Here is a 14198-nt window from a genome sequence, read left to right as displayed (position 1 = left end):
ACGGTGCCGGTCTTGTCGAGCACGACGGTGTCGACGCGTCTGGTTGACTCGAGCACCTGCGGACCCTTGATCAGGATGCCGAGCTGGGCGCCTCGACCGGTGCCTACCAGGAGTGCGGTCGGCGTCGCGAGACCGAGCGCGCACGGGCACGCGATGATCAGGACTGCCACGGCGGCGGTCAGCGCGGCGGTCGCGGATCCGGAGGCCAGCAGCCAACCCGTGAACGTCAGCACGGCCAGCGCGATCACGATGGGAACGAAGACGGCCGACACCCGATCTGCCAGCCGTTGGACCTCGGCCTTGCCGCTCTGGGCGTCCTCGACCAGTCGTGCCATCTGGGCGAGTTGGGTGTCCCCGCCCACCCTCGTCGCGCGGACCTGCAGCAGCCCGCCGACGTTCACCGTCGCTCCGGTCACCTCGTCGCCGATGCCGACCTCCACCGGCACCGACTCGCCGGTGAGCATCGACGCGTCGACGGCTGAGGCGCCACTGGTGACCACGCCGTCTACTGCGACCTTCTCGCCCGGTCGCACGACGAACACGTCGCCGACGGCGAGATGATCCACGGGGATGCGCCGCTCGACGCCATCGCGCACGACGGCAACGTCCTTGGCGCCCATGTCCAGCAGCGCCCGCAGTGCGGCGCCCGACTGCTTCTTGGCCCGTGCCTCGAAGTAGCGGCCCGCGAGGATCAAGGTGGTGACGACCGCGGCGACCTCGAGATAGAGGTGCTGGTGCGCGTCTCCAGCGAGCACCTGGTAGGCCGACCAGAGGAACGACGCCAGCACGCCGACGGACACCAGCGTGTCCATCGTCGCCGCTCCGTGGCGCAGATTTGTCACGGCGGCCCGGTGGAACGGCCACGCCCCCCACGCCACGACGGGTGTGGTCAATGCCAGGGCCAGCCATTGCCACCCGGTGAATTGCCACGCCGAGACCATCGACACGGCGAGCACCGGCAGGCTGAGCACGGCGGACCCGACCAGCCTTGGCAGGTATCCGTCGTCGTGGGCGTGCGCGTGGCGATGAACCGTCGCGGTGTAGCCGGTGGCCTTGACCGCGGCCACCAGGTCGTCGGCCGTCACGCCGTCGCCGAAGTCGACCGATGCCTGTTCGGTCGCGAAGTTCACGCTCGCGTGCACTCCGTCGATTCGGTTGAGCCGCTTCTCGATTCGGGCTGCGCAGGAGGCACAGGTCATGCCGTCGACGGCCAGGGTGAGATTGCTCATGTAGGTGGCAAGACGTCGTACCCGGCGTCCTCGATTGCGGCAGCGACGGCTTCGGCGTCCGGCGTGCCGTCGACGCGCACCATGCCCGTGGCCAGTGCGACGTCGACGGCCGTAACCCCGGGGAGTGGCGAGACGGCCGAGGTGATCGACGAGACGCAGTGCGCACAGCTCATGCCATGCACTTCCAACAAGACGCTCATGCCCACCACTATATACCCATAGGGGGTATGGGTAGCTTGGCCCTTCAATTCGTCCCTCAGCTCGCTCCGAACGATCGCGCCAGCGACTTCTTGTCGACCTTCTCGCCTGCCAGGGTCGGCAGCGGCTGCGCGCGGATCTCCCACCGCGTGGGGATCGCGAAGTACGACAGCACGCCCGTCACGTGAGCGGTCAGGTCCTCGGCGGTCGGCGGTTCGGCGCCGGCCTGGTGCACCACCACCGCGACGAGCTCCTCGCCGAGGTCGGGATGCGGGATCCCCAGCGCAGCCACCTCGACCACGGCGGGATGCGTGGCGATCGCGGCCTCCACGTGTGGGCAGGCGATGTTCTCGCCGCCTCGGATGACGACGTCCTTGCTACGGCCGTCGATGTAGAGGTAACCGTCCTCGGTGAGGTGGCCCAGGTCGCCGGAGTGCAGCCAGCCGTCGGCGTCGACGGTCTCTGCGTTCATTGCCGGATCGACCCCGACGTAGCCGTTCATCACCGTGGGCGAGCGGGCCAGCACCTCGCCGACCCCATCGTCGTCCGGGTCGGCGATGCGGATCTCCACGACGGGGTAGGGCCGGCCAACGGTTCCGGGATGACGGCTCAGGTCCCGCGCGTCGGCCACCGTGAGGAACCCGCCCGCCTCGGTCATGCCCCAGGTGTTGCTCAGTCCGCGTTCGCGCAGCCTTGGCAGCTTGGCCCTGATCCGGTCGAGCAGTGCGGTGGTGACGGGCGCTCCGCCCAGGGGCCACGACTTCAGACTCGACAGGTCGAACGAATCGAAGTCGGGGTGTTCGAGGATGCGAATTGCCATGGTGGGCACCGCGCCCCAGATCTGAATGGCCTCCCGCTGAATGAGCGCGAGGATCTGGCCCGGATCGAAGCGTCCCTCGGTCATCACGATCTTCCCGCCGGTCAGGAAGTGGGTGAGCAGGCTCGACAGCCCTCCGACGTGGAACATCGGCGTGGTGGCCAGACTGACCACCTGCGTGGAGTCGTCGTCGAGCAGATGGGGCAGCCGACCGGTCCGCTGCATGATGTCGTGCTGGTTGCAGATCACCGAGCGGCGCGACAGTTCAACGGCTTTCGGCATCCCCGAGCTGCCGGAGGTGAAGAGGATCAAGGCAGGGCCGTCGGCGTCGGTGTCGGGTGCGGGGGAGTCGTCGACGTCACCGGCGTCTCCGGCGTCGAACGCCGCGTGCAGGTCGCCGAGGGCACTGCTGGGGGCGGAGACCGCGAGGTCGGCATCGGTCAGGACGTGCCGGGGTGCCAGAACCTCTACGGCGTGGTCGATTTCGGCGCTGCTCCACCATCGGTTGGCCAGGACGGGCACGGCACCCGACAGCCACACCGCCCACAGCGCCACCACCCATTCGGGGCTGTTGTAGCCGAATACCATGACGCGGTCGCCGGATTCGATGCCAAGGCCGGCGAGGTGCGCCCTGGCAGCATGGGCCGCGGTGCGAAACCCCGCGAAGGTGATGCGCCGGTCGCCGTGGACCAGGAAGGGCCGGTCGGTCCATACCCCAGTCCCGGCGACCAGGTCGTCGAACGTCGACGGGCCGTCGTCGTACACGAGGCCGTCATGGCCGCCGTAGGAACCCGCGCGGACCTCCGCGCTCCAGACCTTGCTCGACGTGTGCGTCACTGCGTCGGGATCTGGATGCCCTCCGAGGGCTGGACGATGACGAATCCGTGGCCGTGGAAGGCGACCTGCAGCGCCTCGCCAGAACCGCGGCCGATCAGCGCGCCCGCCTTGAAGCTGGTCTTCAACTGGGTCTGCAGGTTCGCCGACCACGCCACCACGGCGTTGGTGTCGGCGAACGTCGGCGCCTCCGCGGCATCGAGCACCACCGGCGGGCCGTCGGTGGTCAGTGCCACCCAGCCGGTGCCGCGCAGCGTGGTGTTGAACAGTCCACCCGTCGCGATGCTGCCGCCCTTGACCCGTTCGATGTTCCAGTCGAGGTTCGCGGAGAAGGCGAGCACGTTCTTTCCGCTGATCGACAGGCCCGAGTTCGTCAGGTTCAGCAGATGTACGTCGTGGGCCTGTTCGGCGAGGAACACGTCACCCTGACCCTGGCAGCGCATCAGTGGCAGACCCTCGCCGGTCAGCGCCTTCTTGAGGAACTTGCCCGCACCGCCGCCTTCGAACGCGAAGTCGACATTGCCCTGGTAGGCGACCATCGAGCCCTGGCGCGCCATGAACGGCTCGCCGAGGCGCACGCGCAGCAGCTTCGCGTTCTGGTTCGCGATCGGCTTGGCCTCCTTCTCGCTGAACCGCCCGTCGACCAGGTCGCCGCTGATGCCCGCGAAGCCGTCACCGGCGGGTTGGCCGGGGTCGCCATGGACCGACGCCTGGGGGCTCGGCGTCTGCTGTTGTGCCTGAGGTGGCGCCCCGCCGAGCGGCGCCCTGCCGACCTGGCCCTGATGGGACACCTGGTCGGACCAGCCCTGGCCGTCCCACCAGCGATAGTCGTAGCGGCCCTCGGGGTCCGGTTGCCAGCTGCCAGGTCCAGGTCCAGTCACCGTTCGCTCCTCGGCTCGATTGCGGCGTGTCCACCAAGTCTCGCAGGAAGACTATGGCAACCGGTCGAAGTCCAGCGTCGTCTCGCCGTCGGCGAGCCTCGTGGCCTGGCATGCTGGGTAGATGTCCAAAGAAATCGACCCGGCGCGGGCGCGTAGTGCCCTCGAGGTCGTCAAGCAACACCCGGGAATGGTCCTGTTCGTGGCTTCGCCGGGGATCATCGCGGTCGGTGTGGTGTGGGCGCTCGCCGGTGCGGGATGGGCGATCCTGCTCCTGATCGCGATGGTCGTCGGCGGTGGTCTGGCGCTGGCTCGCAAGTTGCGCTGACGGCGTCGCGCGTTCGCCCTAGGTGAATTTTGCCCCGGAAGCGCTGTAACAGCGTAATCATGTAATCATGAAACAACATCACCGCGGCCGCCCCGGCGGCTGGCATCAGTCACAGCAGCCCGACGCGAGCGACGCGTCGGAGTGGATCGCCGGACGCCTGCCCGAGAGCTGGTTCTCGGGCGATCCGACGGTCGTCGTCGATCGTGAGGAGATCACCGTCGTCGGCCACCTCGCCGAACCCGACGGCTCCGAAGGGGAGGAGAGCGACGCGCGCGCATCGGGTCGGGCCGCACGCTTTCGTGAGGAGACACGATCGGAGCGCATGCGCATCGCCGACGAGGCGGAGCACCGCTACGGCCGCAAGGTCGCCTGGGGAGTCGAGGTCGCAGGCGAACGAATCCTGTTCACGCACATCGCCGTTCCGGTGATGACGCGTCTGCGCCAGCCCGAGCGTCAGGTGCTCGACACGCTGGTCGACGCCGGCGTGGCGCGATCGCGCTCCGACGCCCTGGTGTGGTCGGTTCGGCTCGTCGGCGAGCACACCGACGAATGGCTCGGCAAGCTGCGCGACGCGATGTCGAAGGTCGACGACCTGCGCGCCGAGGGCCCCGAACTCTAGCCCCCCCTTGCGATTTCGGCGCGTTCGGTCGCGATGTTCGCGACTCAGCGCGCCGAGATCGCACGGGTAGCGACGGGCTCGACTCCGACGTAGGACGAGCTCAGCGTCGACGTCTGCGACAGCGGGTCGATGGATTCGCCGTCGATCAGCAGGTTGCGGTTGACGCCGAAGGACTGCGGCTCGCGCCCGCCGCGTGGGTCGAAGATCCTCGAGCCCCAGCCGTGGTCGACGACCACCAGACCGCGACGCAGTCCGTCCGACAATGACGCGTCGAGCTCGACGGAGCCGACGGGGGAGAACACCCGCACCCTGTCACCGTCGCCGATGCCGAGTGCCGCCGCGTCGGACGGATTGATCAACACCTCGTTGTGCTTGCCCCCTGGATGCAGGCCGGGCAGTTCGTTGAGCCACGAGTTCATCGAATGTCTGCGCCGCCGGTTGCCGAGGGTGAACGGATAGCCCTCGGGCGCCACCGGACTCGAAGCGGCCAGCAGCTCGCGCGCACGCGCGACGAACTCCGGTGGCGCGACGTGTACCAACTTGTCGTCGGTGCGCAGCGCATCCCTGAAGTGCCCGAACTCCCGCGGCCCCAGCACCAGGCCGTGTGGGTTGTCGACCAGGTCGCGCCATTTCAGCTTGCGGCCGTTGATCTTCCGCGACGTGGCGATCAGCAGACGGTCGATCCAGTGCGGGCTGAACTCCAGTCCCGGTCGACGGCTGACCCGCGCGATCCGACGGGTCGCCGAGATGAACGAGTTGACGCCCTTCGCCCCGAACAGTGGCCTGCGCATCGCGATCGCGAGGTCGATCCAGATACGCCACTCCTCGCGCGCACCGGGTGGCGGCTCGACCGCCTTGATTCCGTACTGCACGAACGGCTCGTCGTGCATGCTGCTGGTGAACGCGGGCAGGTCGTTGCGTTCCAGCCAGTGCACGGCGGGCAACAGCCAGTGCGCGTGGCGGTGGCTCTCGCGCTGCACGAAGTCGACGGCCACCAACAGATCCAATTGTTCAAGGGCCGCATCGAGTTTCGCGCCGTCGGGTCCGGACACCACAGGGTTGCCGGAGTTGATCACCAAGGCGCGGATCTGGCCGTCTCCCGGCGTGGTGATCTCCTCGGGCAGCTCGGCGAGGCCGTGGGCGCCCGCGATCATGTCGCGGCCCCGCAGCCTGCTCAGGTGGGCGGGCTGCTTTGCGAGGTCGAACATCCGCAGCGCGTCGACGTATCCGCGTTCGAATCGGCGACCGCCGGGCCGGTCCATCCGGCCGGTGATGACGTTGAGAACGTGGCCGAGCCACTCGGCGATGGTGCCCGCTTCGTGTAGGGAGACCCCGGTGCGGGTGACCACCATCGCGCCACGGGCACGGGCGAAGTCGCGTGCTACCGCCTCGATCTGATGTCGGGGGAGCTCGCACCGGGCGCAAAGGTCCTCGAGGTCGGCCGCTCCGACGAGGGCGCGCAACCCGGGAAGGCCGGTGGCCAGATCGCGGCAGTCCTCCTCGTGCTCGAGCCCCTCGTCGAGGATCACCTTGACCATCGCGAGCAGCAGCGCCCAGTCCTGGCCGGGCCGCACCGCCAGGTGGATGTCGGCCCGCTGAGCGGATTCGGTGCGTACCGGGTCGACCACCACGAGTGTGGCGCCGCCCTTCTGGCGATCGAGGGCGCGCCGCCAACCGCCGGGCACCGTCTCCAGCCAGTTCCAGGCGCTGACGGCGGGATTGGTGCCCACCAGCAGGAAGTAGTCGCAGTCGTCGACGTCGGACACCGGCGACATGAGCTGGGACCCGTACATCGCCTCCGAGACGACGTGCATGGCGTTCTGGTCGACCGAGCCGACGAAGTAGCGGCTGTGCGTGCCGATGGCGTCCAGCCAGCCGTTCATGAAGATGATGTTCGACGACGAGAAGCCCGCCGGGTTTCCGTAGTACACCCCGATGGAGTCGGGGCCGCCGGCGTCGATCAGCGCGTTCATGCGGGTTGCGATGTCCCCGATGGCCTCGTCCCAAGAGGTCTCGACGTACGAATCACCCACGCGGCGCATCGGATTGAGGATCCGGCGCGGATGCTCGACGAGCTGGTTGGCGGTGCGGCCCTTGGCGCAGAAGTCATGCCAGCTGTGCGGGTTCTGCTTGTCGGGCGCGATCTTGGTGACGGTGTTGCCGTCGACGGTCACCTCGATACCGCATGACGCCAGGCAGTACCTGCAGAAGGTGTGCACCGTCTTGGGGGCCGTGGGCGTGTTCATTGCGTCATCCTGCCCGAACCGGGTGCGCCCGTTTGCAGATTGGCATTGAGCACACCGCTTGATGGTCCCGTGAGTTCTGCACGACGGTCGTGGTCGATCGCCGATCGCGACCCAGACGCAGAATTCGGCGCGTAAGACCGCTCAATCACGCCTGCGTCATCGACCAGTACTCACCGCGGCGGGCGATCAGTTCATCGTGGCTGCCTCGCTCGACGATTCGGCCCGCCTCCATCACCAGGATCACGTCGGCGTCGCGAATGGTCGAAAGCCGATGCGCGATGATGAAACTCGTGCGGTCCCTGCGCAGCTCGGCGGTGGCCTGCTGGATCAGGAGCTCGGTGCGCGTGTCGACCGAACTGGTGGCCTCGTCGAGGATCAGCAGGCTCGGCTGGGCGAGTATCGCCCTGGCGATGGTGATCAGCTGCTTCTCGCCGGTGCTGATGTTGCCGCCGTCGTCGGAGATCAAGGTCTGGTAGCCGCCGGGCAGGGTGTGCACGAACCGGTCGACGTGCGCGGCCCGCGCCGCCGCGATGACCTGGTCCTCGTCGGCGTCCGGTCGCCCGTAGGCGATGTTGTCGTAGATGGTGCCGCCGAACAGCCAGGTGTCCTGCAGCACCATGCCGATGCTGGATCGCAGCGCGTGGCGGCTCATCGAGGTGATGTCGACGCCGTCGATGAGGATGCGGCCCGAGTCCACCTCGTAGAACCGCATCAGCAGGTTCACCAGCGTGGTCTTGCCCGCCCCGGTCGGACCGACGATCGCCACGGTGCTGCCGGGTTCGGCGAGCAGCGACAGGTCCTCGATGATCGGGGTGCCGGGACGGTATTCGAAGTCGACGTGCTCGAACTCCACCCGTCCCGGCCCATGCCGCTCGGCGACGGGACCTGGCGGATCGGGTGTCTGCTCGTCGGTGTCGAGCAGGTCGAATACGCGTTCCGCACTGGCGATTCCGGACTGCAGGGTGTTGTACATCCCGGCCACCTGGGTCAGTGGCTGGTTGAACTGGCGGACGTACTGGATGAAGGCCTGAATGTGGCCGAGCGTGATCTGGCCGGTTGCGACCTGCAGGCCACCGACGACGGCGACGCCGACGTAGCTCAGGTTGCCGACGAACGTCGTCGCGGGGGACACCAGACCGGATAGGAACTGGGCCCCGAAGCTGGCCTTGTAGACGTCGCCGTTCAGCTCGCGGAACTTGTCCTCGGCGAGCGTGCGGTGGCCGAACGTCTTGACGACCGTGAATCCGCTGTAGGTCTCCTCGACGTGCGCGTTGAGCCGTCCGGTGTTGCGCCACTGCGCGATGAACTGGTCGCGGCTGCGACGCGCGATCGTGCGGGTGGCCCACAGCGAGAGCGGCACCGTGAGGACGGTGATCAACGCCAGCAACGGTGAGATGAACACCATCATCACCAGCACGGCAGCCACGGTCAGGACGGAGGTCAGCAGCTGGCTGATCGTCATCGACAGTGAGGTCTGGATGTTGTCCACGTCGTTGGTGACGCGGCTCAGCACTTCGCCGCGCTGCCGGGAGTCGAAGTACGACAGGGGCAGCCGGTGGACCTTGGCCTCGACGTCGGCGCGCAGCGCCACCATGGTGCGCTGGATGATGACGTTGAGCAGACGTGCCTGAATCCAGAGCATCAGGGATGCAAGCAGATACAGGCCCAGTGCCAGCAGCAGCGTGCGGCCGACGGCGGCGAAGTCGACGCCATGGCCGGGGACGACGTTCATCCCCGACAGCAGGTCGGCGAAGGTGCCGTCCCCGCGGGCCCTGGCCGCCTCGACGGCCTGTTCCTTGGTGATGGACGCCGGCAGCTGGTGGGCGATGACACCGCTGAACAACAGGTCCGTCGCATGTCCGAGGATGAGCGGGCCGACGACGCCGATCGCGATCCCGACGATGCCGATCAGCAATACGATGGCGGTCGGCACACGTTGCGGCGTAAGCCGTTTCACCAACCGGATCGCAGACCCCTTGAAGTCCTTGGACCGCTGGGTCGGCGCCTCCAGGCCGGCGTTGAGCCGCCGCCCGACCGGCCCGGTCATCTCGGATCCCCCACGCGGATGGCCTGCGAGTCCGCGAACTCCGCGTACACGGGGCAGTCGACCAGCAGTGAATGGTGCGTTCCGGTGCCGACGACCGTGCCGTCGTCGATGACCACGATCTGGTCCGCCTCGATCACCGTCGAGATGCGTTGCGAGACGATGAGCACCGTCGACTCCGCGGAGGCCTCACCGAGTGCGGCGCGGACGCGCGCGTCGGTGTGGACGTCGAGTGCGGAGAAGGCGTCGTCGAACAGGTAGATCGCGGGCCTGCGGATCACGGCGCGGGCGATCGCCAGCCGTTGCCGCTGACCTCCGGAGAAGTTGACGCCGCCCTGGGCGACGGGCATCTGCAACCCCTCCGGGTGTGCGGAGACGAAGGCGTCGGCCGACGCGATGCGCAACGCCTCCCACATCTCGTCGTCCGTCGCGTCCGCCTTGCCGAAGCGCAGATTCTCGGCGACCGTCCCCGAGAACAGGTAGCCGCGTTGGGGTACCAGCCCGATCGTCGACCACAGGGTCTCGACGTCGTAGTCGCGCACGTCGATGCCGTCGACGGACACCGAGCCGGCGGTCACGTCGAACAGTCGGCAGATCAGCGAGATCAGCGTCGACTTGCCCGATCCCGTGGACCCCACCACGGCGGTGGTGGTGCCCGGCCGGGCGGTCAGCGAGATCCCCTGCAGCACGGGCTTGTCGGCGCCCGGATAGCTGAAGGTCGCGTCGACGATCCTGATCTCACCTGCCGCGGCATCCGGTCGCCTGGGGTCCTCGGGGCTTGCGATCGCCGGCGTGGTGGACAGCACTTCGGAGATGCGCTCGGCGCACACCGATGCGCGCGGAAGCATCACCAGCAGCAGCGTCACCATCAGTACGGCCATCAGCATCTGCATGAAGTAGGACAGGAAGGCGATCAGTGAGCCGACCTGCATCTCGCCCGTGTCGATGCGCATGCCGCCGAACCAGATCAACGCGACACTGGACACGTTGATCACCAGCGTGGTGAGCGGCAGCATCAACGCCTGCAGCCGGCCCACCGTCATCGCGGTGTCCGCAAGCGCCTCGTTGGCGTCGCGGAACCGGTCCCGCTCGTAGGGCTCCCTGGCGAAGGCGCGGATCACGCGGATGCCGGAGAGCTGCTCGCGCATGACGCGGTTGATGCCGTCGATCAGCCGTTGCATCCTGCGGAAGATCGGCAGCAGCCGCGACACGATCCAGAAGTTGGACAACCCCAGCAGGGGCACGCTCACCAGCAGCAGCCAGGACAGCCCCGCGTTCTGGTGCACCGCCATCGCGATGCCGCCGACGCACATGATCGGGGCGGTGATGAGCATCGTGCACGTCATCTGCAGGAGAACCTGAATCTGCTGGACGTCATTGGTGGTGCGGGTCAGCAGCGTTGGAGCGCCGAAGCGGGCGGTCTCTTCGGCCGAGAAGCCCGTCACGTGGTGGAACATCACCGAGCGCAGGTCGCGACCGAAGCCCATCCCGACCCGGGAACCGAAGTACACGGCGCCGACGGCGCAGGCCGCCTGAAGTGCGGTGACCCCGAGCATGATCCCGCCGAGCTCGCCGATCGCGGCGGTGTCGCCCTTGGCCACGCCGTCGTCGATGATCGCGGCATTGATGGTCGGCAGGTACAGCGATGCCATGGCGCTGATCACCTGAAACGCAGCGACGACCGCGATCGGCGCGCGGTATGGCCGCGCATACCGTCGCAGCAGGCGCATGAGCATTCCGCAACTGTCGCACATCGCGCGCGTTGGCAACCTGTCCGGCCACACGCCAGGGAATTCACTGAAAACTCCAGGTCAGTCGGCATGTCGGTGGTTGTGCCCCGAGGCTGCCGCTACAGTTGCGGGCGTGATTGCACGACGCGGCCGCCGCAGGGGCGGACGCCATGCCAAAGCGCTGACCGTCATGGCAGCCGCGATGATTCCGTTGTTCGTGGCCTGCTCCGGCAGCTCCGGTGGTTCCGACCAGCCGGGGGGCTCTGGCGACTCGTCGGGTCCCGCGCCTGCGGCAGACTCCAAGCACGGGCCGATGTTCCCGGAGTGCGCCGGTATCTCCGACGAGACGATGGCCCAACTGACCAAGGTCAACGGCCTGGTCAACACCGCGAAGACGTCGGTGGGCTGCCAGTGGTTGTTGGGCGGCGGGATCCTTGGACCCCACTTCTCGTTCAACTGGTACCGGGGCAGCCCGATCGGCCGCGAGCGAAAGACCGAGGAACTGTCGCGCACCAGCGTGGAGGACGTCAACATCGAAGGACACGGCGGATTCATCGCCTTGAACGACGCCCCGCCGCTGGGCCCCAGCCTGTGCGAGATCGGCATCCAGTTCGACGACGACTTCATCGAGTGGTCGGTCAGCTTCGCGGAGAAGCCGTACCCCGATGCGTGTGACGTCGCCAAGGAACTCGCCCGCCAGTCGATCGTGAATTCGAAATGAGTTCTCCCAGCCGGGTGGCTGCCGGCGTGATGGCGGTGTTGGCCACGGTGATGATGCTCGCCGGCTGCTCGCGGGACGTGTCGGGCCAGGCGGTCAAGGCGGGCACCGGAGGCAACACCGAGCGCAACGACAACTCGGCCAAGACGTACCCCAACCTTCTCAAGGAGTGTGACGTCTTGACGACGGACGTCCTCGCCAAGACGGTGGGCGCCGACCCGTTGGACATCCAGAGCACCTTCGTCGGCGCGCTGTGCCGGTGGCAGGCACTGAACCCGCAGGGTCTCGTCGACATCACCCGGTTCTGGTTCGAGCAGGGCAGCCTGGACAACGAGAAGAAGGTTGCGGACTTCCTCAAGTACCAGGTCGAGAATCGGTCGGTGGCCGGGGTGCAATCGATCGTGATGAAGCCCAACGACGCCAGCGGCGCGTGTGGGGTGGCCAGTGACGCGGCGGGCGTGGTCGGCTGGTGGGTGAACCCTCAGTCGCCGGGTATCGACTCGTGCGCCATGGCGATCAAGCTGATGGAGCTCACGCTCAACACCAACAACTAGTCGGCGCCACCTAACGAGGCACGTGGAAGGCGACGAGCGTCGCGGTGTGCAGTTCGAGGCGATGCCACGGCTGGCTGGTCTTCAGGACGGCGATCGCCGAGGTGGGGAATTTCGACGAGAGCCGTTCGGCCGCTTCCGCATCGCTGGTCTGCGGATCGGACAGGCCAAGCGCCAGCGCGGACATGGTGGGTTCGTGTCCGATCACCAGCAGTGTCTTGACCTCGTCGTCCGTGCCGTTGACGAGGCGGATGACGGTGCCCGGCGTGGTGTCGTAGAGGTCGTCCTCCAAGCGCGCGTTCGCCCCGATACCCGTGCGCGCGAACGTCTGACGGGTGCGGTTCGCGGTCGAGCACAGCACAGCGCCCACCTCCGGGACGTTCGCCCTGATCCAGTCGCCCGCAAGGCCGGCTTCCCGGATGCCGCGCGGGGCGAGCGGTCGTTCGTGGTCGACGACACCGTCGGGGTACTCCGACTTGGCGTGCCTGAGTAGCAGCAGGGTGCGGTCGCGTGCGCTCATCGACACCACGGTAATCGGTATGCGTCGCGCACATGCCGACCGAGGTCCGCCGACTTGTCGGGGCCCGGACCTACACTCGCCATGCCCGTCAAGAAGACGGGGAACGACGAGAGAGCCGAGGGGTCACCGATGCGCTTCCTGCACACCGCCGACTGGCAGCTCGGCATGACCCGCCACTTCCTCAACGGCGAGGCGCAGCCGCGATATTCGGCCGCCCGTCGGGACGCCGTCGCAGGGCTGGGCGCGCTCGCGACCGAGACGGGCGCGGAGTTCATCGTCGTCGCCGGGGACGTCTTCGAGCACAATCAGCTCGCGCCGCGCGACGTCAGCCAGTCGCTCGAGGCCATGCGGGCCATCACCGTTCCGGTGTATCTGCTTCCGGGCAACCACGATCCGCTCGACGCCTCGTCGGTGTATACCAGCGCCCTGTTTCTCGCCGAACGTCCGGACAACGTCATCGTGCTCGACCGCGCCGGCGTGCACGAGGTGCGGCCTGGTCTCCAGATCGTCGCGGCGCCTTGGCGTTCCAAGAAGCCGAACGCCGATCTCGTCGGCCAGGTGCTCGACGGCCTCCCCGCCGACGGCGTCACCCGTGTGGTCGTCGGCCACGGCGGGGTCGACCTCTTCGAGCCCGACAGGGACAAGCCGTCGTTGATCAGGCTGGCGACCGTCGAGGCCGCCCTCGCGCGTGGTGCAGTGCACTATGTCGCGTTGGGTGACAAGCACTCTCGCACCGACGTGGGCTCGACGGGCCGGATCTGGTATTCCGGCTCACCCGAAGTCACCAACTACGACCACATCGAACCCGATCCCGGCCATGTCCTCGTCGTCGACGTGGACGAGCAGGACCCGCAGCGCGCGGTTCGGGTGGCGAGCCGCCGGATCGGCCGGTGGAGGTTCGTCACGCTGCGCCGATCGGTCGACACCGCGAGGGACGTCGTCGATCTCGACATCAATCTCGACCAGCTGCCCGACAAGGAACGCACGGTGGTGCAGATCGCGCTCACCGGCACGCTGACCGTGACTGACAAGGCGGCGCTCGACGCGTGCCTGGACAGGTACGCGCGCCTGTTCGCCGCGCTGACCACCTGGGACAGGGAGACGCACGTCGCGGTCGTGCCCGCCGACGGTGAATTCGACGATCTCGGCATCGGTGGCTTCGCGGCAACCGCCGTCGACGAACTGGTGGCCACCGCGCGTGCGGACGGCGGCCAAGCCGACGACGCACGGGCCGCGCTTGCACTGCTGCTGCGCCTTGCCGAGAGGGGGAGCGCCGCATGAAGTTGCATCGTCTCGTCTTGAGGAACTATCGGGGAATCGCGCACCGGGACATCGAATTTCCCGATCGCGGTGTCGTCGTGGTCTCCGGCGCCAACGAGATCGGCAAGTCGTCGATGATCGAGGCTCTCGACCTGCTGCTTGAGGCCAAGGACCGCTCGACCAAGAAGGAGGTCAAGCAGGTCAAGCCGACGCACCTGGACGAGGG

14 protein-coding genes are annotated in these 14198 nt (G+C 67.7%); 6 read left to right on the top strand and 8 right to left on the bottom strand.

The window, feature by feature from the left end; genetic code table 11:
- The 4 genes from ACRDUX_RS01695 to ACRDUX_RS01680 form a co-directional block, all read right to left on the bottom strand.
- A partial coding sequence (locus ACRDUX_RS01695) for a heavy metal translocating P-type ATPase (protein ID WP_526410395.1) occupies positions 1–1229 on the bottom strand: 1229 nt, incomplete at its 3' end.
- The gene (locus ACRDUX_RS01690; protein ID WP_526410393.1) at positions 1226–1429 is read right to left on the bottom strand and encodes a cation transporter; all 204 of its coding nucleotides are present in this window, start codon (positions 1427–1429) and stop codon (positions 1226–1228) included. The genes ACRDUX_RS01690 and ACRDUX_RS01695, both read right to left, overlap by 4 nt.
- 56 nt (positions 1430–1485) lie before the next feature.
- Positions 1486–3081: a class I adenylate-forming enzyme family protein gene (locus ACRDUX_RS01685; RefSeq protein WP_526410391.1), complete on the bottom strand. Its 1596-nt coding sequence runs from the start codon at positions 3079–3081 to the stop codon at positions 1486–1488.
- Positions 3078–3959, bottom strand: a complete 882-nt coding sequence (locus ACRDUX_RS01680; RefSeq protein WP_526410389.1) for an AIM24 family protein — start codon at positions 3957–3959, stop codon at positions 3078–3080. The genes ACRDUX_RS01685 and ACRDUX_RS01680 overlap by 4 nt, the downstream gene beginning before the upstream one ends.
- 121 nt (positions 3960–4080) lie before the next feature.
- Between ACRDUX_RS01680 and ACRDUX_RS01675 the strand changes: the two genes are divergently transcribed.
- Together ACRDUX_RS01675 and abmR are read left to right on the top strand one after the other, a co-directional pair.
- Positions 4081–4284, top strand: a complete 204-nt coding sequence (locus ACRDUX_RS01675) for a hypothetical protein (protein WP_526410387.1) — start codon at positions 4081–4083, stop codon at positions 4282–4284.
- 67 nt (positions 4285–4351) lie between these two features.
- Positions 4352–4903 carry an ATP-binding transcription factor AbmR gene (gene abmR, locus ACRDUX_RS01670; RefSeq protein ID WP_526410385.1) on the top strand — a complete coding sequence of 184 codons (552 nt, stop codon included), beginning with the start codon at positions 4352–4354 and terminating at the stop codon, positions 4901–4903.
- 44 nt (positions 4904–4947) lie between these two features.
- Here abmR and ACRDUX_RS01665 read toward each other — a convergent pair whose 3' ends face one another.
- The 3 genes from ACRDUX_RS01665 to ACRDUX_RS01655 form a co-directional block, all read right to left on the bottom strand.
- On the bottom strand, positions 4948–7149 hold the full coding sequence (locus tag ACRDUX_RS01665) for a molybdopterin-containing oxidoreductase family protein (RefSeq protein ID WP_526410383.1): 2202 nt from the start codon (positions 7147–7149) through the stop codon (positions 4948–4950).
- A 145-nt stretch (positions 7150–7294) separates the two neighbouring features.
- Positions 7295–9196, bottom strand: a complete 1902-nt coding sequence (locus ACRDUX_RS01660; protein WP_526410381.1) for an ABC transporter ATP-binding protein — start codon at positions 9194–9196, stop codon at positions 7295–7297.
- Positions 9193–10929 carry an ABC transporter ATP-binding protein gene (locus tag ACRDUX_RS01655; protein WP_526410379.1) on the bottom strand — a complete coding sequence of 579 codons (1737 nt, stop codon included), beginning with the start codon at positions 10927–10929 and terminating at the stop codon, positions 9193–9195. Before ACRDUX_RS01655 ends, ACRDUX_RS01660 begins: the two co-directional genes overlap by 4 nt.
- Positions 10930–11113: 184 nt before the next feature.
- Between ACRDUX_RS01655 and ACRDUX_RS01650 the strand changes: the two genes are divergently transcribed.
- Together ACRDUX_RS01650 and ACRDUX_RS01645 are read left to right on the top strand one after the other, a co-directional pair.
- Entirely contained in the window at positions 11114–11644 is a 531-nt protein-coding gene (locus ACRDUX_RS01650) for a DUF3558 family protein (RefSeq protein WP_526410399.1), read from the top strand.
- Positions 11641–12195 carry a DUF3558 family protein gene (locus ACRDUX_RS01645; protein ID WP_526410377.1) on the top strand — a complete coding sequence of 185 codons (555 nt, stop codon included), beginning with the start codon at positions 11641–11643 and terminating at the stop codon, positions 12193–12195. Before ACRDUX_RS01650 ends, ACRDUX_RS01645 begins: the two co-directional genes overlap by 4 nt.
- A gap of 10 nt (positions 12196–12205) precedes the next feature.
- Here the strand turns inward: ACRDUX_RS01645 and ACRDUX_RS01640 are convergent, their stop codons facing one another.
- Entirely contained in the window at positions 12206–12712 is a 507-nt protein-coding gene (locus ACRDUX_RS01640) for a SixA phosphatase family protein (protein ID WP_526410375.1), read from the bottom strand.
- 129 nt (positions 12713–12841) lie between these two features.
- Between ACRDUX_RS01640 and ACRDUX_RS01635 the strand changes: the two genes are divergently transcribed.
- Both ACRDUX_RS01635 and ACRDUX_RS01630 read left to right on the top strand, forming a co-directional pair.
- The gene (locus tag ACRDUX_RS01635) at positions 12842–13993 is read left to right on the top strand and encodes a metallophosphoesterase family protein (RefSeq protein WP_526410397.1); all 1152 of its coding nucleotides are present in this window, start codon (positions 12842–12844) and stop codon (positions 13991–13993) included.
- A partial coding sequence (locus tag ACRDUX_RS01630) for an AAA family ATPase (protein ID WP_526410373.1) occupies positions 13990–14198 on the top strand: 209 nt, incomplete at its 3' end. The genes ACRDUX_RS01635 and ACRDUX_RS01630, both read left to right, overlap by 4 nt.

Origin of the sequence: Mycobacterium sp. (genome assembly GCF_050701675.1) — a bacterium.
Classification (GTDB): domain Bacteria; phylum Actinomycetota; class Actinomycetes; order Mycobacteriales; family Mycobacteriaceae; genus Mycobacterium.
The sequence above is the reverse complement of the archived record's forward strand: the minus strand, read 5'-3'. Positions and strand labels throughout refer to the sequence as shown.

Coding starts and splice junctions, on each gene's coding strand:
- ACRDUX_RS01690 (WP_526410393.1), bottom strand. CDS start 1,429: ATGAGCGTCTTGTTGGAAGTGCATGGCATGAGCTGTGCGCACTGCGTC.
- ACRDUX_RS01675 (WP_526410387.1), top strand. CDS start 4,081: ATGTCCAAAGAAATCGACCCGGCGCGGGCGCGTAGTGCCCTCGAGGTC.
- abmR (WP_526410385.1), top strand. CDS start 4,352: ATGAAACAACATCACCGCGGCCGCCCCGGCGGCTGGCATCAGTCACAG.
- ACRDUX_RS01665 (WP_526410383.1), bottom strand. CDS start 7,149: ATGAACACGCCCACGGCCCCCAAGACGGTGCACACCTTCTGCAGGTAC.
- ACRDUX_RS01660 (WP_526410381.1), bottom strand. CDS start 9,196: ATGACCGGGCCGGTCGGGCGGCGGCTCAACGCCGGCCTGGAGGCGCCG.
- ACRDUX_RS01655 (WP_526410379.1), bottom strand. CDS start 10,929: ATGCTCATGCGCCTGCTGCGACGGTATGCGCGGCCATACCGCGCGCCG.
- ACRDUX_RS01650 (WP_526410399.1), top strand. CDS start 11,114: ATGGCAGCCGCGATGATTCCGTTGTTCGTGGCCTGCTCCGGCAGCTCC.
- ACRDUX_RS01645 (WP_526410377.1), top strand. CDS start 11,641: ATGAGTTCTCCCAGCCGGGTGGCTGCCGGCGTGATGGCGGTGTTGGCC.
- ACRDUX_RS01640 (WP_526410375.1), bottom strand. CDS start 12,712: ATGAGCGCACGCGACCGCACCCTGCTGCTACTCAGGCACGCCAAGTCG.
- ACRDUX_RS01635 (WP_526410397.1), top strand. CDS start 12,842: ATGCGCTTCCTGCACACCGCCGACTGGCAGCTCGGCATGACCCGCCAC.